Genomic DNA, 20,371 nt, shown 5'->3' with positions numbered 1-20,371 from the left:
AAAATCAGCTGGATATCACATAAAACCTTGAAATCCGGCAACCGATAACAATGGGGTTAGGTTGTTTACGAGTGTATAGGGCGTTATGTTCTTTTTTTGTTGTTTTCTCTACAATATCATTATTTGTGGTAAGGGAAACAACTTTCATAACTTTTGTTTATACTTGCATACTCATTCACATTACTACACGACTCTGGGTCATCCGTAACGTATTCAGATAAATCTGTCAGGCATATATGTAAGATAAATGTTGAATCATTGTCAAATAAGATAAGCACATTTATATAAAATGTTTAAATCGTGATCCTTCTCACTGTTCGGGCTAAATGTCTCCAAACCTTTTGTGTGGGAATTGTAATAGCAATGTGAAGACTTTATACTGGCGGCAGGTCTCCGGATTACCCTGAGTAGGAGTTCCCAGCGTGATCAGTATGCAACTTTATTCAAACATGATGGATTAAAGTTTGTGTTAAGTTGCATTTTGTACCCCTGTCGCTGTCTGATTTCCACCCCAGGTCCGGAGGATGGAAAATAATAAAGAGCTGTGTGGGCAAAATTGTGAAAAAACAAAGACCTGTCAACCTTGATTTGCAGACGATTCACTTTCCGATTACTGCAATATCTTCGATCTTGCACCGTGTCTCTGGCGTCATTACTCTCATCGCAGTTGGTATTCTGCTTTGGTTGCTAGGGACTTCTCTCTCCTCTCCAGAAGGTTTTCAATACGCGTCTGAAATAATGACTGGCTTTTTTGCTAAGTTCATTCTTTGGGGAATCTTAACAGCACTGGCTTACCACATTTGTGGTGGTATTCGTCATATGCTGATGGATTTCGGCTGTGTTGATGAAACCCTTGCTGCGGGCAACTCATCCGCAAAAATTACATTTGTAATTACTGTAATTCTGGCAATTCTGGCGGGGATCTTAGTATGGTAAGTAATGCTTCAGCTTTAGGCCGTACTGGTATCCAGGACTGGCTGCTAATTCGTGGCTCGGCGATCGTTATCGTCCTCTACGTACTCTACATTGTTGGCTTTGTCGCAATCAATGATATTACCTATGAAGTATGGCGTGGCTTCTTTGCCTCCTCTGTGACCAAAGTATTCACTATCCTCACATTGTTCTCAATTCTTGTGCATGCCTGGATTGGTATGTGGCAAGTGCTGACTGACTATGTTAAGCCGTTAGCGATTCGCTTAGTACTACAACTGGCAATTATTGTCGGTTTACTGGCTTACTTAATTTACGGAACAATTGTTGTGTGGGGTGCATAAAATGAATCTGCCAATCAGAGAGTTTGACGCTATCGTTATCGGTGCGGGCGGTGCAGGTATGCGCGCAGCACTACAAATTTCTCAACAAGGCCTATCTTGTGCTTTGTTATCTAAAGTATTTCCAACCCGTTCTCATACTGTGTCAGCGCAAGGTGGTATCACTGTTGCACTGGGTAACACACACCCTGATAACTGGGAATGGCATATGTATGACACCGTTAAAGGCTCCGATTATATCGGTGACCAAGACGCTATCGAATACATGTGTAAAACAGGACCGGAAGCTATCCTAGAATTAGAACATATGGGATTGCCTTTCTCACGTCTTGATGATGGTAGTATTTATCAACGTCCATTCGGTGGTCAGTCTAAGAACTTCGGTGGCGAGCAAGCAGCACGTACTGCGGCGGCAGCTGACCGTACTGGTCACGCACTGTTACATACTCTGTATCAGCAAAACTTAAAAAATCACACGACGATCTTTTCCGAATGGTATGCGCTGGATTTAGTAAAAAACCAAGATGGAGACATCGTGGGTTGTACTGCAATCTGCATGGAAACAGGCGAGCTGGTTTATTTTAAAGCGAAAGCGACCATCTTAGCGACTGGCGGTGCAGGTCGAATTTACCAATCTACAACTAACGCTCACATCAATACGGGTGATGGTGTTGGTATGGCGGTACGCGCTGGCGTTCCACTGCAAGATATGGAAATGTGGCAATTCCACCCAACGGGTATTGCGGGTGCAGGTGTTCTGGTTACAGAAGGTTGCCGTGGTGAAGGTGGTTATCTGCTGAACAAAGACGGCGAGCGTTTCATGGAACGTTATGCACCAAACGCGAAAGACCTTGCGGGTCGTGACGTTGTTGCACGCTCTATCATGATTGAGATCCGTGAAGGTCGTGGTTGTGATGGCCCATGGGGTCCACACGCGAAACTGAAACTGGACCACTTAGGAAAAGATGTTCTGGAATCTCGCTTACCGGGTATCCTTGAATTATCTCGTACTTTTGCCCACGTTGACCCAGTTAAAGAGCCAATCCCAGTTATCCCAACTTGTCACTATATGATGGGGGGTATTCCAACTAAAGTGACGGGTCAAGCGATTCGCTATAACGAAAAAGGCGAAGACGAAGTCATTCCGGGTCTGTTTGCTGTGGGTGAGATTGCTTGTGTATCTGTACATGGCGCTAACCGTTTAGGCGGTAACTCCTTACTTGACCTTGTGGTATTTGGTCGTTCGGCTGGTTTACACCTGAATGAATCCATCATGGAGCAGGGGCCAATGCGCGATGCGTCTGAATCGGACATCGATGCGGCAATGGCGCGTTTCAATCGTTGGGAAAATGCGCGTACAGGCGAAGATCCAACTGAAATTCGCAAAGCACTGCAATCTTGCATGCAGAATAACTTCTCCGTATTCCGTGAAGGGGATGCGATGGCTAAGGGCTTAGAAGAGCTGAAGGAAATCCGTGAGCGTCTGAAAAATGCACGTCTGGATGACACTTCAACTGAGTTCAACACCCAACGTATTGAATGTTTAGAGCTGGATAACCTGATGGAAACCGCTTATGCAACAGCACAAGCTGCAAACTTCCGTACAGAGAGCCGTGGTGCTCACAGCCGCTTCGACTTCCCAGATCGTGATGATGCAAATTGGTTATGTCACTCATTATATCTACCGCAATCTGAAACGATGACTCGTCGTGAAGTGAACATGCAGCCTAAGTTGCGTGAAGCCTTCCCACCGAAGATTCGTACTTATTAATGCGTGGTGTTAATCCAGTTGCGGAGAAATAAACTATGAAACTAGAATTTTCGATTTATCGCTACAATCCTGATGTAGACAATGCGCCACGCATGCAAGATTACACCCTTGAAGTAAAAGAAGGGCGTGACATGATGTTGCTGGATGCATTAATTCAGTTAAAAGAACAAGATCCAACACTCTCATTCCGTCGTTCTTGCCGTGAAGGGGTGTGTGGTTCTGATGGTCTGAACATGAACGGTAAAAACGGGCTGGCTTGTATTACTCCACTGTCCGCTTTAACCCGTAGTGGTAAAAAAATTGTGATCCGCCCATTACCAGGTCTACCAGTTATTCGTGACCTGATTATCGATATGACACAATTTTATACCCAATATGAAAAAATTCGTCCGTATCTTATTAATGATAATAAGAATCCACCTGCGCGTGAAAACTTACAGTCACCAGTACAACGTGAAAAACTCGATGGTCTTTATGAGTGTATCCTGTGTGCGTGCTGTTCAACTTCATGTCCGTCATTCTGGTGGAATCCGGACAAGTTTATCGGTCCAGCAGGTCTGTTAGCTGCGTACAGATTCTTAATTGACAGTCGCGATACTGAAACGGATTCACGATTAGATGATCTGAACGACGCTTTTAGTGTTTTCCGCTGTCATAGCATCATGAATTGTGTCAATGTATGCCCTAAAGGACTAAATCCAACGAAAGCTATCGGTCACATTAAGTCTATGTTGTTGAAACATAGCGCCTAAATCGATACAGCCTGCGGTGCTTAGGTGCCGTAGGCTAAATTTGGATAGCACAAAATACGTACTTAAAGTAAAAAATAAGCGTAAAGTAAGTATAAGTCTTAAATTGAATCACTGAAACGTAAAGTAAAAAGTCAAAAAGTGAAAGTAAAAAGCCAACTGCAAAACAAGATGAAGACACTTGCGAAAGCAAGGAACCTTTAAAAACCGCAGACAGTTTTTAAAGGTTCCTTAAAAGGGAAACCCTTAATTGATAAGAGGGACTCCCAAAGTGAGAACATGCAAAAAGCACGTCCAAGAGAACCTTTATCGAGGTCGCTTAAATGCGGCGATTAGTTAACCACGGCGAAAACTAAAGCTTATAAAGCTTAAGGGATCACAATGCAGAACGGCGTAATGAAGGACTGGCTGGATTCAAGCTTTCTGGCAGGCGCGAACCAGTCTTATATAGAACAGCTCTATGAAGATTATCTGACTGACCCTAATTCCGTAGATGCCGAGTGGAGAGAAATCTTCCAGCAACTACCTGGAGCAGGTAATAACGGTGAACAATTACATTCGCAAGCACGAGACTACTTCCGTCGCTTAGCAAAGGAGTCCACCCGTTACCACACCTCTGTTAGCGATCCTACGATCGACGCAAAACAAGTCAAAGTTTTGCAGCTCATCAATGCCTTCCGCTTTCGCGGACACCAAAATGCAAATCTCGACCCGTTAGGACTTTGGAAACGCGAAGCCGTTCCAGATCTGGACCCTACATTCCATAATCTAACGAAAGAAGATTTCGACGAAACTTTCAATGTGGGTTCTTTTGCAATCGGCAAAGAAACCATGAAACTCAGTGAGTTATATGAGCATCTGAAGCGTATTTATTGCGGTTCAATTGGTGCAGAATATATGCATATCACTAACACTGAAGAAAAACGCTGGATTCAACAACGTCTTGAATCAGTCAATGTTGCTGAACAATTTTCTAAAGAAGAAAAACGTCGCTTCTTAGCCGAATTAACGGCTGCGGAAGGTCTTGAGCGTTATCTTGGTGCTAAATTCCCAGGTGCAAAACGTTTCTCTTTGGAAGGTGGTGATGCACTGATCCCAATGCTGAAGGATCTTATCCATCATGCAGGCAAACAAGATACCCGTGAAGTGGTTCTTGGTATGGCGCACCGTGGGCGCTTAAACGTTCTGATTAACATTCTGGGTAAAAAACCTGCTGAACTATTTGATGAGTTTGCAGGCAAGCATAAAGACCATTCAAGTGCAGGTGACGTTAAATATCACCAAGGTTTCTCTTCTGATTTTGAAACTGCGGGTTCTCGTGTTCACTTAGCGCTGGCATTTAACCCATCACACTTAGAAATTGTAAGCCCAGTAGTTATTGGTTCTGTACGTGCTCGCCGTGACCGTTTGGACGAAGGTCGTAGCAACATGGTTCTGCCAATCACCATTCACGGTGATTCAGCAGTAACTGGTCAAGGTGTGGTACAAGAAACCCTGAACATGTCTCAGGCTCGTGGTTATGAAGTCGGCGGTACTATGCGTATCGTTATCAACAACCAAGTTGGTTTCACAACCTCCAACCCGAAAGACACGCGTTCAACAGAATACTGTACTGATATCGTGAAAATGGTTCAGGCACCAATTTTCCACGTTAACGCAGATGATCCTGAAGCTGTCGCATTTGTGACTCGCTTAGCCTTAGATTTCCGTAACACCTTTAAGCGCGATGTTATGATCGACTTAGTGTGTTACCGCCGTCATGGTCATAACGAAGCTGATGAGCCAAGTGCAACTCAGCCAATCATGTACCAAAAAATTAAACAGCATCCAACGCCACGTAAAATCTACGCAGACCGTTTAATCGAAGCTGGCGTAGTTTCTGCGAATGAAGTTACTGAAATGGTTAACCTGTATCGTGACGCGTTAGACCGTGGTGACTGTGTTGTTGAAGAATATCGTGAAATGGGTCTGCATTCTTATACATGGGAACCGTACTTAAACCATGAATGGAATGAGCAATACAAATCTGGCTACGATATTAAGCGTTTAACTGAGCTGGCAACCAAGCTGAGCACGATCCCTGAAGGTATCGTTGCACAGTCTCGTGTTGAGAAAATTTATGCTGACCGCGCAGAAATGGCGAAAGGGACAAAATTACTCGACTGGGGTGCGGCAGAGACTCTGGCTTACGGTACGTTAGTTGATGAAGGTGTCCCTATCCGTTTATCTGGTGAAGATGCGGGTCGTGGTACGTTCTTCCACCGTCACGCGGTGGTACATAACCAAACGAATGGTTCAGTTTATGTCCCATTACAAAATGTTCATAGCGGTCAAGGCGTGTTCAACGTTTGGGACTCTGTTCTGACTGAAAACGCAGTATTGGCATTTGAATATGGCTATGCAACAACAGAACCTCGCGCATTAACAATTTGGGAAGCGCAGTTCGGTGACTTTGCTAACTGTGCGCAAGTTGTTATCGACCAATTCATTAGCTCTGGTGAGCAAAAATGGGGTCGTATGTGTGGTTTGGTGATGTTACTGCCTCATGGTTATGAAGGTCAGGGGCCAGAACACTCATCTGCACGTTTAGAACGTTACCTGCAACTGTGTGCTGATCAAAACATGCAAGTGTGTGTGCCATCAACACCTGCTCAGGTTTATCACATGTTACGCCGCCAAGCACTGCGCGATATGCGTCGTCCTCTGATTGTGATGTCACCTAAGTCACTGTTACGTCATCCATTAGCAGTTTCTAGCATGGATGAGCTGGCGAATGGCTCATTCCAACCAGTTATCGGTGAAATTGACGAAATTAATCCGAAAGATGTGAAACGCGTCGTTATGTGTTCCGGTAAAGTTTATTACGATTTATTAGAACAACGTCGTAAGAAAGAACAAAAAGATGTGGCTATCGTACGTATTGAACAGTTGTATCCGTTCCCTCGCGAAGATATCCAAAAAGTATTGGCTCAGTACGCTCATGTGAAAGATTTTGTTTGGTGCCAAGAAGAGCCACTGAACCAAGGTGCTTGGTATTGCAGCCAGCACAATTTCCATGAAGCCATCCCAGCAGGCGCAACTTTACGCTATGCGGGTCGAGCAGCTTCTTCTTCTCCAGCAGTTGGTTATACCTCCGTTCACCAGGAACAACAAGCGGCCCTGGTTAATGACGCTTTGAACATTGCATAATTAAAGGATAGAAAATGAGTAGCGTAGAAATTCTTGTTCCCGATCTTCCTGAATCCGTCGCTGACGCAGCGGTTGCCACATGGCATAAAAAACCAGGTGACAGTGTTCAGCGTGACGAAGTTCTGGTTGAGATCGAAACAGACAAAGTTGTTCTTGAAGTTCCTGCAAGTGAAGCAGGTGTTCTGGAAGCCATTATTGAAGAAGAAGGCGCAACTGTTTTATCTAAACAGTTACTGGGTCGCATTCGTTTAGGCGATAGCACAGGCATCCCTGCTGAAGTTAAAGAAGCAGAGCCAGCGCCAGCAGCACGCCAAACCGCAAGTTTAGAAGATGAAAGCAACGATGCGCTGAGCCCAGCGATTCGTCGTCTGGTTGCTGAACACAACTTGAATCCAGCAGACATCAAAGGCACAGGTGTTGGTGGTCGTCTGACTCGTGAAGATGTTGAAAAACACTTAGCAGCTAAACCAGTAGCAGCGCCAGCAGCTCAAGCTCCAGCAGCAGCTCCAGCACCATTAGCTCACCGTAGTGAAAAACGTGTTCCTATGACTCGTTTGCGTAAACGTATCGCAGAGCGTCTGTTGGAAGCGAAAAACAGCACTGCGATGTTAACGACCTTCAACGAAATTAACATGCAGCCTATCAAAGACCTGCGTGCACAGTACGGTGAAGCATTCGAAAAACGTCATGGTGTACGTTTAGGCTTTATGTCTTTCTACATCAAGGCGGCGGTTGAGGCACTGAAACGCTATCCAGAAGTGAACGCTTCTATCGATGGTTCTGATGTGGTTTACCATAACTATTTTGACATCAGTATTGCGGTATCAACACCGCGTGGTCTGGTAACGCCAGTTCTGCGTGATGTGGATGCAATGAGCATGGCTGATATTGAGAAAAATATTAAAGAGCTGGCTGTCAAAGGTCGCGACGGTAAATTAACTGTTGAAGATTTAAGTGGCGGTAACTTCACTATCACTAACGGTGGTGTATTCGGTTCTCTGATGTCTACTCCAATCATTAACCCACCACAAAGCGCAATCTTAGGTATGCATGCCATCAAAGACCGCCCAATGGCAGTTAATGGTAAGGTAGAAATTCTTCCAATGATGTATTTAGCGCTGTCTTATGACCACCGTTTAATCGATGGTCGTGAATCAGTTGGCTTCTTAGTGGCTATCAAAGATATGTTGGAAGATCCAACTCGTTTACTGCTAGACGTATAGAAACATAACAGGGCAGGGGGACAACCTGTCCGGTCTGAGGTAACCGATGCAGCCAGTTCGCTGGCTGCTAAATCTGTAACAATTGCAAGGGGCGATAAACGCTCCTCCAGACTCAATTATGGATAGAACATCATGAATTTACACGAGTATCAGGCAAAACAGCTTTTTACACGCTATGGTTTACCAGCACCAACTGGTTATGCCTGTTCATCAGTAGAAGAAGCAGTAGCTGCGGCGAAAAAAATCGGTAATGGTCCATGGGTTATCAAATGCCAAGTTCACGCAGGTGGACGTGGTAAAGCTGGCGGCGTAAAAGTTACAAAAGATATCAATGATATCCGTGAATTTGCTGAAAAATGGTTAGGTAAGAATCTGGTTACTTACCAAACTGATGCAAATGGTCAGCCGGTTAACCAAATTTTAGTTGAAAGCGCGACAGACATCGCTAAAGAACTGTATTTAGGTGCAGTCGTTGACCGTGGTACACGTCGTGTTGTATTCATGGCTTCAACTGAAGGCGGCGTTGAAATTGAAAAAGTTGCTGAAGAAACACCAGAACTGATCCACAAAGCTGTTATCGATCCACTGACTGGTCCAATGCCATATCAAGGTCGTGAATTGGCATTCAAATTAGGCTTAACTGGCAAACAAGTTAGCCAATTCGCGAAAATCTTCATGGGATTAGCGACCATGTTCTTAGAGCGCGATTTAGCGCTGATCGAAGTTAACCCATTAGTTATCAATACTGAAGGTGATTTAGTTTGCTTAGACGGTAAATTAGGCGTTGATAGCAACGCTCTGTATCGCCAAGCTGAAATGCGTGAAATGCACGACCCATCTCAAGAAGATGCGCGTGAAGCTCAAGCGGCTAAGTGGGAACTTAACTACGTTGCTCTGGATGGTAACATCGGCTGTATGGTTAATGGTGCGGGTCTTGCAATGGGCACCATGGATATCGTTAAACTGCACGGCGGTGCTCCAGCTAACTTCCTCGATGTTGGTGGTGGTGCGACCAAAGAGCGCGTGACTGAAGCGTTTAAAATCATTCTTTCTGATAAGAGCGTTAAAGCCGTATTTGTAAACATTTTTGGTGGTATCGTTCGCTGTGACCTGATTGCAGACGGCATCATTGGTGCAGTAGAAGAAGTTGGTGTGAATGTACCAGTAGTTGTACGTTTAGAAGGTAACAATGCAGAGTTAGGTGCGAAAAAACTGGCAGACAGCGGCTTGAATATTATCGCTGCAAACAGCCTGACAGATGCAGCTAAGAAAGCAGTAGCAGCGGCGGAGGCTAAATAATGTCTATTTTAATCGATAAAAACACCAAAGTAATTTGCCAAGGATTCACTGGCGGTCAAGGTACTTTCCACTCCGAACAAGCTATTGCTTACGGTACAAAAATGGTTGGCGGTGTAACGCCAGGTAAAGGGGGAACAATCCACCTTGGTTTGCCAGTATTTAACACTGTGCGTGAAGCGGTTGAAGCAACCGGTGCGACTGCCTCTGTTATTTATGTTCCAGCACCATTTTGTAAGGATTCAATCCTTGAAGCAATTGATGCAGGTATCAAATTGATCATCACTATCACAGAAGGTATTCCAACGCTGGATATGCTGACTGTTAAAGTGAAATTAGACGAAGCTGGCGTTCGTATGATTGGCCCTAACTGCCCGGGTGTTATCACTCCGGGTGAATGCAAAATCGGCATCCAACCTGGTCATATTCATATGCCAGGTAAAGTTGGTATCGTTTCACGTTCAGGTACACTGACTTATGAAGCGGTAAAACAAACCACGGATGCAGGTTTAGGTCAGTCAACTTGCGTTGGTATCGGTGGGGACCCAATCCCTGGTTCAAACTTTATCGATATCCTGAAATTATTCCAAGAAGACCCACAAACTGAAGCGATCGTGATGATCGGTGAAATCGGTGGTAACGCGGAAGAAGAAGCGGCTGCATACATCAAAGAGCACGTTACTAAGCCTGTTGTTGGCTATATCGCGGGTGTAACTGCACCTAAAGGTAAGCGTATGGGTCATGCTGGTGCCATTATCGCTGGCGGTAAAGGGACTGCTGACGAGAAATTCGCTGCTTTAGAAGCGGCAGGCGTGAAGACGGTTCGTAGCTTGGCTGATATCGGCGATGCCGTGAAGTCCCTGCTAAACAAGTAAGTGCAATATGAGTTTATAGCTCGTATAACGTAAGAGACGAAGCCCGTGCTTTCTAGGAAGCACGGGTTTTTTTATGCTTATTGATACCTGCACTTAATTTAATACTGGAAAAAACGTATGACCTAGGGTTTTTGGTAAGTAAAAGAGGAATAAATTAGCATAAATAGTAAGTTTTAGATAAGTGTCTTATTGTGGAAGAAATAGCACAAAATGAACATTTAGATAATTTGATATTAGATCAATTTTTTTATTTTTAAATTATTTTGATTAATGGAATATAAGGGATTTTCTACGGTAATTATCTTTATTAATAAATGAAGGAATAATTTAGAAATAGTCTACTATTATAAATGTATATTCTTTTTTAGATTGAAAAAACAAAAGTTACCATATTGTTTTAATCTTATTAAAAAAGTAAAAAAGTCTTTATCAATGAAAATAACAGGTAGTTAACAACTGGGTAACTATTATTGGAATAGGGACTCAATCAATTAACAAACCGGAAAAAATTGACATAAATCAATTTATTACCACTAGCTTTATTTGTTCAAATTGCTTAAATTGGTGCTCGATCAAATACTCATTTTTCTATTAAAGGGTATAATTATTGATATAACTTCAGAATTCAAATCTGAATCACGTAAAAGAAGTTTATTGTATGTGAAGATAGGCGTACTATTATTATGGTAGGTTTTTTCTTTTACTTTTGTTAATTATTTGTTGTTTTGAGGCATTTTTTGCTGGTAGTTAAGAGGCTTTTTCATTTAATACTGGAAGCCGGGTTGCCGCAAGTCGGTGTCTTCCTGCTAGGAGCAAGGAGTCAAGATGTTTGATATTGTCGAACTGTCACGATTACAGTTTGCCTTAACTGCGATGTATCACTTCCTATTCGTTCCATTAACGCTTGGTATGGCGTTTTTGCTTGCGATTATGGAGACGGTATATGTGCTGTCTGGTAAACAAATTTATAAAGATATGACTAAGTTCTGGGGTAAGTTATTTGGTATTAACTTCGCCCTAGGTGTTGCGACTGGTTTGACTATGGAGTTCCAATTCGGGACTAACTGGTCATACTACGCCCACTATGTTGGAGATATCTTCGGTGCGCCTCTGGCAATCGAAGGTTTGATGGCATTCTTCTTAGAATCTACCTTTGTTGGTTTATTCTTCTTCGGTTGGGATCGTTTAAGCAAAACTCAGCACCTTGCGGTGACTTGGTTAGTTGCTTTAGGTTCAAACTTCTCTGCACTGTGGATTCTGGTTGCGAACGGTTGGATGCAAAACCCTATCGCTGCTGACTTCAACTACGAAACAATGCGTATGGAAATGGTTAGCTTCTCTGAGCTAGTCCTGAACCCTGTTGCGCAAGTTAAATTCGTTCATACAGTTGCTGCTGGCTATTGTACTGGTGCCATGTTCGTTCTGGGTATCAGCGCTTACTATATGCTTAAAGGTCGTGACTTGGCATTTGCTAAGCGTTCTTTTGCAATTGCTGCAAGCTTTGGTATGGCTTCTGTTCTGTCTGTTATCGTTCTTGGTGATGAATCAGGCTACGAAATGGGCGACGTACAGAAAACGAAGCTGGCCGCAGTTGAAGCAGAGTGGGAAACCCATGCGCCTCCAGCTGCATTTAACCTAATCGCATTCCCAAGTAATGAGAAACAAGAGAACACGTTCTCAATCTCTATTCCATGGGCGATGGGTATCATTGCAACACGTTCGATCGACACTCCAGTGTTAGGTCTGAAAGATCTGATGAAGCAACACGAAGTCCGTATCCGTAACGGTATGGTTTCATATGGTCAATTACAACAGCTGTTAGCTGGTGATAAGAGTCCAGAATTACGTGCTGCATTCGAAGCAAGTAAAAAAGACCTCGGTTATGGTCTTCTGCTAAAACAATACACACCAAATGTTGTTGATGCGACAGAAGAACAGATTCAGAAAGCGGTTAAAGACAGCATTCCTAATGTTGCGCCTCTGTTCTGGGCATTCCGTATCATGGTTGCAGTTGGCTTTGCGTTACTGTTAATCATCGGTTGGTCATTCCTGTCAGTCGTTCGTAACCGTATTGGTAAAAACAAACTGCTGCTTCGTCTGGCACTGTTTGGTATTCCATTACCGTGGATTGCAATTGAATCAGGCTGGTTTGTGGCTGAGTATGGTCGTCAACCGTGGGCAATTGGTGAGGTGTTACCGGTTTCGGTTGCACACTCTAACTTAACCCCACAAGACTTGATCTTCTCTATGGCTCTGATCTGTGGTCTGTACACACTGTTCTTGATTGCCGAAATGTTCTTAATGTTCAAATTCGCTCGTAAAGGGCCTAGCAGCCTGAAAACCGGTCGTTACCATTTTGAACAGAAAAACAGTTCAGCACACGACGTTCAGTAAACAGGAGTCCACTTATGTTTGATTATGAAGTTCTTCGATTTGTGTGGTGGATCCTTATCGGCGTACTGCTGATCGGGTTTGCCGTCACGGATGGCTTTGACATGGGCGTAGGCTTCTTATTACCTATCTTAGGTAAAACGGATACTGAACGCCGAGTTATGATTAATGCTGTTGCACCGCACTGGGATGGTAACCAAGTTTGGTTAATCACTGCGGGTGGTGCAATGTTCGCTGCATGGCCACAAGTTTATGCTGCTGCATTCTCTGGTTTCTATGTTGCTATGATTTTGGTATTAGCTGCATTGTTCTTCCGTCCGGTTGGTTTCGACTACCGTTCTAAACTGGAGAACCCAAAATGGCGTAGCATGTGGGATTGGGGTCTGTTCATTGGTGGTTTCGTTCCACCATTAGTAATCGGTGTTGCGTTTGGTAACCTGTTACTGGGTGTCCCTCTGCAAATTGATAACCAACAGTATCTGACTTACACAGGTAATCTGTTTGGTCTGCTGAACCCATATGGTTTGTTAGCGGGTGTTGTCGGTTTGATGATGATTGTTACCCAAGGTGCAACTTATCTGCAAATGCGTACAACGGGTGAACTGCACTTACGTGTTCGTAAAGCAACGTATATCTGTGCATTCCTCACTCTAGCTGCTTTTGCTGGCGCTGGTGTATGGTTAGTGATGGGTATTGATGGTTATGTAGTGACTTCAACTATTGATACATTAAGCCCGTCTAACCCACTGAACAAAACTGTCGAAGTTGTTTCAGGTGCATGGTTAACTAACTTTAACACGTATCCAATCCTGTGGGCTCTTCCTGCTCTGGGTGTTGGGTTACCACTGTTAACGATGATTGCAACAAAAGCGGATAAAAATGGTTGGGCATTCTTGTTCTCATCATTGACTATCGCATGTATCATTCTGACATGTGGGGTTGCGATGTTCCCATTCATCATGCCATCAAGCATTATGCCAAATGCAAGCTTGACCATGTGGGATGCAACATCTAGCCTGTTCACTCTGCAAGTTATGACTGTTGTTGCTATCATTTTTGTTCCAATCGTTCTGGCTTACACCATCTGGTGTTACTACAAAATGTTTGGTCGTTTGGACAAAAATTTCATCGAAAGCAACAAGCATTCACTGTATTAAGGAGCATAACATATGTGGTATTTCGCCTGGATCCTCGGCACTCTGTTAGCTTGTAGTTTTGCAGTGATTGCAGCATTAGCACTTGAGCACTCTGAGAGCGCAAAAGAAGCTAAAACAGCTAAAGATGGTGAGTAAATAACATGCTGATGGATAAATCCTATCAGCTATTAGGAAAGGGCCCGATAAGGGCCCTTATCCTTATATTAGCTTTAGTAACCGCTGGCGCAGTGATGTGGGATCCTTCCCTGTTTGCAGCAAATACCAGTACATTTCCAATCTGGCAAGGTCTTCTCATGATATGGGCAACTTGCAGCGCCATCATTTTTGGGGTGGGTTTCCTCCCAAATAAATTGACGTGGCGACTCCTGTTCCACCCATTACCTGCAGCCATCATTCTTATCTGGGGACTTGTAAAAGTCTTTAGTTAATCTAAATTCAGATTGTGGGTCATGCGACCCGCAATTATTTTTGATATCTTTACCTGCAAAGTGATTCCAAAGCGGCACTGTCTTGCGTATAGTGGCACCGTTAATTAATTTAACCTAAGACGGAGTGGTTTTTTATGTTATTTCGCTGGCCCGTTCGTGTGTATTATGAAGATACTGATGCGGGCGGAGTTGTATATCATGCACGTTATCTGGCTTTTTTTGAGCGCGCAAGAACGGAAATGTTGCGGAATAAAGGTATCAACCAACAAAGTTTACTCGCTGAGAACCTTGGATTTGTTGTCCGTAATATGACAATCGATTTTGTTAAAGGGGCTCGGTTAGACGACCTGCTGGAAGTTGAAACAGAAATCGTTGAAATAAAACGTGCTTCTTTACTCTTTCAGCAAAGGTTAGTTGATTCGCAAGGTAACTTGCTTTGTGGGGCAACGGCCCTAATTGCTTGTGTGGACACATCTAAAATGAAGCCGAAAGCGCTTCCTAAGTCTATTGTCGCGGAGTTTAAACAGTGACTGACATGAATATCTTGGATTTATTCCTAAAAGCGAGCCTATTGGTTCAGATCATTATGTTCGTTTTGATCGGTTTTTCTATTGCATCTTGGGCGATTATTATTCAGAGAACCAAAATTTTAAATGCCGCAACGCGTGAAGCTGAAGCATTTGAAGATAAATTCTGGTCAGGTATCGAACTGTCCCGCTTATATAAAGAGAGCCAAGCTCGCCGTGATGCATTAGGTGGCGCAGAGCAAATTTTTTACTCTGGCTTCAAAGAATTTGTCCGCTTACATCAAGCTAATATTCATGCACCTGATGCCGTGGTTACAGGCGCATCACGTGCTATGCGTATTTCCATGAACCGTGAGTTGGAATCGGTTGAATCACATATCCCATTTTTAGGTACAGTAGGGTCAATTAGCCCTTATATTGGTTTATTTGGTACCGTTTGGGGGATTATGCATGCCTTTATCGCGTTAGGTGCGGTAAAACAAGCAACATTGCAGATGGTTGCTCCGGGTATCGCAGAGGCGCTGATTGCAACGGCAATCGGTCTATTTGCTGCAATTCCAGCTGTTATGGCGTACAACCGCTTAAACTTGCGTGTGAATAAACTTGAGCAAAGCTATGATAACTTTATGGAAGAATTCCTAGCTATCTTGCATCGCCAAGCATTCTCTGCTGATAAGAAATAAGACGGGGAGAACAGCGAATGGCGCGCAATAGTCGCAAACGTGAGCTAAAATACGAAATCAATATTGTTCCATTACTGGACGTACTGTTGGTGCTTTTGCTGATCTTTATGGCAACGGCTCCCATTATTTCTCAAAGTGTGGAAGTTGACTTACCGGATGCAACAGATACTCAAACGGTCTCATCCAATGATAATCCACCCGTCATTTTAGAAGTGGCAGGTGTTGATCAGTATAATTTATTGGTCGATGGTGAGCGTATGGAGTTACTGCCTCCTGAACAAATTTCAGCCGTCGCAAAAGAACAGTTAGAGAAAAATCCTAAAACCATTTTCCTAATTGGTGGTGCGAAAGAAGTTCCTTATGATGAAGTCATTAAGGCGCTGAACATGTTGCATAGTGCAGGAATCAAATCTGTTGGTTTGATGACTCAACCAATTTAATGTGCTGACGCCATGTTGAAAGTGGCGCAGATATAGTTGAAAAGAATCGATTCTTTTTTTGGAAACCAGAGTGGGAAAGACAAAAGAGAAACAAGATGACTTAAAGCGCTCATTAATGATGTCGATTGGATTGCACATCTTATTGGTCGCTTTAATTGTTATAGGTTCTTTAGTGACTGTCGTCCAACTTGGCGGCGGCGGGGAAGAGGGAACGGTCATTGATGCAGTAATGGTCGATCCTGGTGCAGTCGTGGAGCAATATAATCAAGCTCAACAGCAGCAAAAAAGTTCCCAGCAGGTGGCTAAAGAGCGTAAAGAACAGCAACAAAAACAAGATGCTGAGCTAAGAGAAAAGCAAGAGCAGGAACAAAAGCGCCTGCAAAAGCTTGAAGAAGAGCGTATTCAGACTCAGAGAGAAACTGAACAGCAGAAAAAACAGGCTGAGGAACAGCAGAAACAAGCCTTAGACGCCGCGAAAAAAGCGAAGGAAGAGCAAAAAATAGCGGAAGAAGCCGCGGCACAAGCCAAAGCTGAGAAAGAGAAATTAATCAAAGAGCAAGCTGTAGCGAAAGAGAAAGCAGAGGCTCAAGCTAAAAAAGAAGCTGAGGCTGCTAAAGCTAAAGCTGAAAAAGAAGCTAAAGAAAAAGCAGAAGCTGACGCTAAAGCTAAAGCAGATAAAGAAGCGAAAGCCAAAGCGGATGCAGATGCTAAAGCTAAAGCTGAAAAAGAAGCTAAAGCTAAGGCAGATAAAGAAGCAAAAGCAAAAGCGGCTAAAGCAAAAGCTGAGGCTGCGAAGAGTGCATCATCCGTTGATGATTTACTGGGTGATTTGACTGCTTCGGGTCCGAGTAAGCAGGGTGGACAAACAGCAGCGGGTAGCGGTGGCGGTAAAAAGTCAGGCGCATCAAATGCTGATGTTGATAGCTATGCGGGGAAAATTAAAGCTGCAATCCAAAGTAAGTTCTATGATTCAGAAAGTTATCGTGGACGCACTTGTGAGCTGCAATTGAAACTGGCACCAGATGGATTATTGGTTAGCATTACACCGAAAAGTGGTTCAGCAAATGATCCCGCGCTATGTGAAGCGGCAATAAGAGCAGCGAAGCTTGCAACTATGCCGAAACCACCTAGCAGAGAGGTCTATGATACGTTTAATAAATCGGGTAGCACATTGGTATTTAAGCCTTGATTTTCAATAACTCAGAGCAGTCTGTATTGTAAATCTTTAGGCAATGTAATAAATAGTTTGTGTGCTATCTAGTTTTGTTAGTATACCTTTGTTAAAATTCAGCGAATTATTGCGGTGGTGAATATCGCAGTAAGGGAGATCAGGATGAAGCAGGCGTTTAAAATAGTTCTCGGGTTCTTAATGCTATGGGCTACTGTTGCTCAGGCAGAGATCCGTATTGAGATTACTGAAGGTGTTAACTCAGCTCAGCCAATCGGTGTTGTCCCATTTAAATGGGCTGGCGCAGGTGCTCCTCCACAAGAAGTGGGGGGAATTGTTGGTGCTGATTTACGCAATAGTGGTAAATTTAACCCTATTGATCCAAACCGCATGCCTCAGCAACCGGGTACGGCTTCAGAAGTTACTCCTGATGCTTGGACTGCGCTAGGTATTAACGCAGTGGTTGTTGGACAAGTTCAGCCAGCAGCAGATGGTAGCTATGTTGTTAGCTATCAGTTAGTGGATGTTGCCGCTAACCCTGGTGCGGTTTTAGCTCAAAACCAATTTAAAGTAACTAAAGATTGGTTACGCTATGCAGCACATACTGCAAGTGATGAAGTTTTTGAGAAATTGACAGGTATCCGCGGCGCTTTCCGTACGCGTATAGCTTACGTTGTGAAAACCAACGGTGGTCAATATCCATATGAATTACGAGTTTCTGACTATGACGGTTTTAACCAATTTACGGTTCACCGTTCGCCAGAACCTTTGATGTCGCCAGCTTGGTCACCAGATGGCCAAAAGATTGCGTACGTAACGTTTGAAAGTGGTAGTTCTGCGCTAGTTATTCAGACTTTATCTAGTGGAGCGGTTCGTCAGGTGGCATCTTTCCCACGTCATAATGGGGCACCTGCTTTTTCACCAGATGGGACTAAACTGGCATTTGCTCTGTCGAAGACAGGCAGCCTGAATTTATATGTGATGGACTTAGGTAGTGGTCAGATTCGTCAAGTAACAGATGGTCGCAGTAATAATACTGAGCCAAGCTGGATGCCGGATAGCCAAACTTTAGTTTATACCTCGGATCAGGCAGGACGTCCGCAAATTTATAAAATGAATATTAATGGTGGTAGTCCTGTTCGAGTGTCCTATGAAGGATCACAAAATCAGGATGCTGATGTAAGCCCGGATGGAACTTTCTTAGCGATGGTCAGCTCCGGGGGCGGTCAGCAACATATCGCCAAACAGGATCTGGCAACGGGTAACGTTGAATATTTAACGTCAACGTTTCTAGATGAAACGCCGAGTATCGCACCTAACGGCACTATGGTAATTTATAGCTCCTCTCAAGGCTTGGGGACTATATTGCAGCTAGTTTCGACCGACGGGCGTTTCAAAGCGCGTCTTCCGGCAACCGATGGACAGGTAAAATTCCCTGCCTGGTCGCCGTATCTGTGATGCATAATAATAATGTGTGGCAAAAATATTAAGGATCAAAACGATGCAACTGAACAAAGTGCTTAAAGGGCTGATGATCGCATTACCAATCATGGCAGTCGCAGCTTGTAGCTCTAACAAAAACAACGACCAAACTGGTGACGATTCTTCTATGAATCAAACTAACACTGGTCTGTCTGCGGAAGAGCTGGCACGTCAGCAAATGGAACAACTGCAACAAAACAACACAGTTTACTTTGGTTTCGATAAATACAATGTATCCCCAGAGTACGCTGAAATGTTAGATGCACATGCAGCATTCCTGCGTAGCAACCCATCTGTACGTGTTGTTGTTGAAGGTCATGCGGATGAGCGTGGTACTCCAGAATACAACATCGCACTGGGCGAGCGTCGTGCTAATGCAGTTAAAATGTATCTGCAAAGCAAAGGTGTTTCAGGTGACCAAGTTTCACTGGTTTCTTACGGTAAAGAAAAACCAGCTGTGTTAGGTCACACTGAAGCAGACTACGCGAAAAACCGTCGTGCAGTCATTGCATACTAATAGATAAGCGAAATTATCTATTATGAACAGTAACTTCAGACAATTACTAGTTGGTCTGTCGTTATTGGTTGGCGTAGCGGTCCCTTGGGCCGCTATTGCCCAAGCGCCAATCAACAATGTCGGATCGGGTTCTTCCGCAGACCGCCTCACTCAACTTGAGACCGCTGTTAGCTCTCAAGGTCAAATTATTTATCAAATCCAGCAGCAATTAGCCGATAACCAGCGTGATATCGATATGTTACGCGGGCAGATTCAAGAAAGTGAATACAAATTGAATCAAGTTGTTGAGCGCCAAAAAGATTTGTATATGCAGTTAGACAAAGCGAGTGGTGGTGATTCTTCAAACTCTTCAGATGCAACTGATACCAGTGCATCAAATGCGCAATCATCTTCTTCAGATACACCCGCAGCAAGTTCTGGCGGTAATGAAAAAGATGATTATAACGCAGCGGTTAAGCTGGCGATGGAAAGTAAATCCAAAGCACAGATTGACGAAGCGATCGGTGCATTGCAAGGGTTTATCAAAACATATCCGAAGTCAGGATATCAATCTAACGCCAACTATTGGTTGGGGCAGTTAAACTACAACAAAGGTAGCAAGGATGACGCCGCATTCTACTTTGCGACTGTAGTTAAGCAATATCCTAAGTCTCAAAAAAGCAGTGAAGCCCTATTTAAAGTGGGTCTGATCATGCAAGATAAGGGACAGAAAGATAAAGCGAAAGCTGTTTACCAACAGGTATTACAACAATACCCAAATAGTGCTGGTGCGAAACTTGCAGAGAAGAAGCTCAGTACACTGTAATTGATAACCCCGAAGCGATGTAGCCGAATATTTCGGGGTTATCCGTATGTTTAGTGTGCACTTAATCTTTTTTTTTAAAAAAATCGTTGCACCCTCGTCAGAAATCAGTAATATAAGCCGCCGTTGATACGAGAAAGCGCGGATTGAAAAATCCTAGTTATATCAGCAAGAATCAATTACACATTGATTCTAAAAACATTTAGATGGATCGTTAGCTCAGTAGGTAGAATCGTTAACTGTTAATAAGATGGTTGCAGGTTCGACCCGAAGGGCAAAGAACCAAAGAATAATGTTTTAAGATGGGTCGTTAGCTCAGTTGGTAGAGCAGTTGACTTTTAATCAATTGGTCGCAGGTTCGAATCCTGCACGACCCACCATCAAAATATTAGCGTCATGAAG

Annotated in this window: 19 protein-coding genes and 1 tRNA gene; all 20 read left to right on the top strand. The window is 43.7% G+C overall.

From position 1 onward, the window contains the following. Positions 1–546 precede the first annotated feature (546 nt). Positions 547–936, top strand: coding sequence for a succinate dehydrogenase cytochrome b556 subunit (gene sdhC, locus PROVALCAL_RS16440; protein ID WP_004909059.1), 390 nt, complete (start codon positions 547–549; stop codon positions 934–936). After that, positions 930–1,274, top strand: a complete 345-nt coding sequence (gene sdhD / locus PROVALCAL_RS16435; RefSeq protein ID WP_006660454.1) for a succinate dehydrogenase membrane anchor subunit — start codon at positions 930–932, stop codon at positions 1,272–1,274. The genes sdhC and sdhD overlap by 7 nt, the downstream gene beginning before the upstream one ends. Before the next feature lies 1 nt (position 1,275). Next, entirely contained in the window at positions 1,276–3,042 is a 1,767-nt protein-coding gene (gene sdhA, locus PROVALCAL_RS16430) for a succinate dehydrogenase flavoprotein subunit (RefSeq protein ID WP_006660453.1), read from the top strand. 35 nt (positions 3,043–3,077) lie between these two features. Beyond that, entirely contained in the window at positions 3,078–3,794 is a 717-nt protein-coding gene (locus tag PROVALCAL_RS16425) for a succinate dehydrogenase iron-sulfur subunit (RefSeq protein ID WP_006660452.1), read from the top strand. 378 nt (positions 3,795–4,172) lie between these two features. After that, entirely contained in the window at positions 4,173–6,980 is a 2,808-nt protein-coding gene (gene sucA, locus PROVALCAL_RS16420) for a 2-oxoglutarate dehydrogenase E1 component (protein ID WP_006660451.1), read from the top strand. Positions 6,981–6,994: 14 nt separating this feature from the next. Next, positions 6,995–8,203, top strand: coding sequence for a 2-oxoglutarate dehydrogenase complex dihydrolipoyllysine-residue succinyltransferase (gene odhB / locus PROVALCAL_RS16415; protein WP_006660450.1), 1,209 nt, complete (start codon positions 6,995–6,997; stop codon positions 8,201–8,203). 132 nt (positions 8,204–8,335) lie between these two features. Then, a complete protein-coding gene (gene sucC, locus PROVALCAL_RS16410) occupies positions 8,336–9,502 on the top strand; it encodes an ADP-forming succinate--CoA ligase subunit beta (protein ID WP_006660449.1) in 1,167 nt (388 codons plus the stop codon). Then, on the top strand, positions 9,502–10,374 hold the full coding sequence (sucD, locus tag PROVALCAL_RS16405; protein WP_006660448.1) for a succinate--CoA ligase subunit alpha: 873 nt from the start codon (positions 9,502–9,504) through the stop codon (positions 10,372–10,374). Before sucC ends, sucD begins: the two co-directional genes overlap by 1 nt. Positions 10,375–11,199: 825 nt before the next feature. Next, positions 11,200–12,768, top strand: coding sequence for a cytochrome ubiquinol oxidase subunit I (gene cydA, locus PROVALCAL_RS16400; protein ID WP_006660447.1), 1,569 nt, complete (start codon positions 11,200–11,202; stop codon positions 12,766–12,768). Positions 12,769–12,782: 14 nt separating this feature from the next. Further along, on the top strand, positions 12,783–13,922 hold the full coding sequence (gene cydB / locus PROVALCAL_RS16395; protein ID WP_006660446.1) for a cytochrome d ubiquinol oxidase subunit II: 1,140 nt from the start codon (positions 12,783–12,785) through the stop codon (positions 13,920–13,922). Positions 13,923–13,934: 12 nt separating this feature from the next. Further along, positions 13,935–14,057, top strand: coding sequence for a cytochrome bd-I oxidase subunit CydX (cydX, locus tag PROVALCAL_RS19380; protein WP_006660445.1), 123 nt, complete (start codon positions 13,935–13,937; stop codon positions 14,055–14,057). A 5-nt stretch (positions 14,058–14,062) separates the two neighbouring features. Further along, positions 14,063–14,350, top strand: coding sequence for a cyd operon protein YbgE (ybgE, locus tag PROVALCAL_RS16390; RefSeq protein WP_006660444.1), 288 nt, complete (start codon positions 14,063–14,065; stop codon positions 14,348–14,350). 134 nt (positions 14,351–14,484) lie between these two features. Further along, entirely contained in the window at positions 14,485–14,880 is a 396-nt protein-coding gene (ybgC, locus tag PROVALCAL_RS16385; RefSeq protein ID WP_006660443.1) for a tol-pal system-associated acyl-CoA thioesterase, read from the top strand. After that, entirely contained in the window at positions 14,877–15,560 is a 684-nt protein-coding gene (gene tolQ, locus PROVALCAL_RS16380) for a Tol-Pal system protein TolQ (RefSeq protein ID WP_006660442.1), read from the top strand. Before ybgC ends, tolQ begins: the two co-directional genes overlap by 4 nt. A gap of 17 nt (positions 15,561–15,577) precedes the next feature. Next, positions 15,578–16,000 (top strand): colicin uptake protein TolR, encoded by a 423-nt coding sequence (tolR, locus tag PROVALCAL_RS16375; protein ID WP_006660441.1) that lies wholly within the window; start codon positions 15,578–15,580, stop codon positions 15,998–16,000. 70 nt (positions 16,001–16,070) lie between these two features. Then, on the top strand, positions 16,071–17,189 hold the full coding sequence (gene tolA, locus PROVALCAL_RS16370) for a cell envelope integrity protein TolA (RefSeq protein WP_006660440.1): 1,119 nt from the start codon (positions 16,071–16,073) through the stop codon (positions 17,187–17,189). A 144-nt stretch (positions 17,190–17,333) separates the two neighbouring features. After that, complete coding sequence (gene tolB, locus PROVALCAL_RS16365) at positions 17,334–18,626, top strand: Tol-Pal system beta propeller repeat protein TolB (protein WP_006660439.1); 1,293 nt, start codon at positions 17,334–17,336, stop codon at positions 18,624–18,626. A gap of 43 nt (positions 18,627–18,669) precedes the next feature. Then, a complete protein-coding gene (gene pal / locus PROVALCAL_RS16360; RefSeq protein ID WP_006660438.1) occupies positions 18,670–19,167 on the top strand; it encodes a peptidoglycan-associated lipoprotein Pal in 498 nt (165 codons plus the stop codon). A 22-nt stretch (positions 19,168–19,189) separates the two neighbouring features. After that, on the top strand, positions 19,190–19,972 hold the full coding sequence (gene cpoB / locus PROVALCAL_RS16355; RefSeq protein ID WP_006660437.1) for a cell division protein CpoB: 783 nt from the start codon (positions 19,190–19,192) through the stop codon (positions 19,970–19,972). Between the two features lie 301 nt (positions 19,973–20,273). Next, a tRNA-Lys gene (locus tag PROVALCAL_RS16350) sits at positions 20,274–20,349 on the top strand. Positions 20,350–20,371: the final 22 nt, after the last annotated feature.

The sequence above is a fragment of the Providencia alcalifaciens DSM 30120 genome (assembly GCF_000173415.1).
GTDB classification, from domain to species: domain Bacteria; phylum Pseudomonadota; class Gammaproteobacteria; order Enterobacterales; family Enterobacteriaceae; genus Providencia; species Providencia alcalifaciens.
Note: the sequence above shows the minus strand (reverse complement) of the source record. Positions and strands in the feature narration are given on the sequence as shown.

Bases quoted from the DNA above. Each gene is read 5' to 3' on its own strand.
- sdhD (WP_006660454.1), top strand. From the start codon at position 930: ATGGTAAGTAATGCTTCAGCTTTAGGCCGTACTGGTATCCAGGACTGG.
- sdhA (WP_006660453.1), top strand. From the start codon at position 1,276: ATGAATCTGCCAATCAGAGAGTTTGACGCTATCGTTATCGGTGCGGGC.
- PROVALCAL_RS16425 (WP_006660452.1), top strand. From the start codon at position 3,078: ATGAAACTAGAATTTTCGATTTATCGCTACAATCCTGATGTAGACAAT.
- sucA (WP_006660451.1), top strand. From the start codon at position 4,173: ATGCAGAACGGCGTAATGAAGGACTGGCTGGATTCAAGCTTTCTGGCA.
- odhB (WP_006660450.1), top strand. From the start codon at position 6,995: ATGAGTAGCGTAGAAATTCTTGTTCCCGATCTTCCTGAATCCGTCGCT.
- sucC (WP_006660449.1), top strand. From the start codon at position 8,336: ATGAATTTACACGAGTATCAGGCAAAACAGCTTTTTACACGCTATGGT.
- sucD (WP_006660448.1), top strand. From the start codon at position 9,502: ATGTCTATTTTAATCGATAAAAACACCAAAGTAATTTGCCAAGGATTC.
- cydA (WP_006660447.1), top strand. From the start codon at position 11,200: ATGTTTGATATTGTCGAACTGTCACGATTACAGTTTGCCTTAACTGCG.
- cydB (WP_006660446.1), top strand. From the start codon at position 12,783: ATGTTTGATTATGAAGTTCTTCGATTTGTGTGGTGGATCCTTATCGGC.
- cydX (WP_006660445.1), top strand. From the start codon at position 13,935: ATGTGGTATTTCGCCTGGATCCTCGGCACTCTGTTAGCTTGTAGTTTT.
- ybgE (WP_006660444.1), top strand. From the start codon at position 14,063: ATGCTGATGGATAAATCCTATCAGCTATTAGGAAAGGGCCCGATAAGG.
- ybgC (WP_006660443.1), top strand. From the start codon at position 14,485: ATGTTATTTCGCTGGCCCGTTCGTGTGTATTATGAAGATACTGATGCG.
- tolR (WP_006660441.1), top strand. From the start codon at position 15,578: ATGGCGCGCAATAGTCGCAAACGTGAGCTAAAATACGAAATCAATATT.
- tolB (WP_006660439.1), top strand. From the start codon at position 17,334: ATGAAGCAGGCGTTTAAAATAGTTCTCGGGTTCTTAATGCTATGGGCT.
- pal (WP_006660438.1), top strand. From the start codon at position 18,670: ATGCAACTGAACAAAGTGCTTAAAGGGCTGATGATCGCATTACCAATC.
- cpoB (WP_006660437.1), top strand. From the start codon at position 19,190: ATGAACAGTAACTTCAGACAATTACTAGTTGGTCTGTCGTTATTGGTT.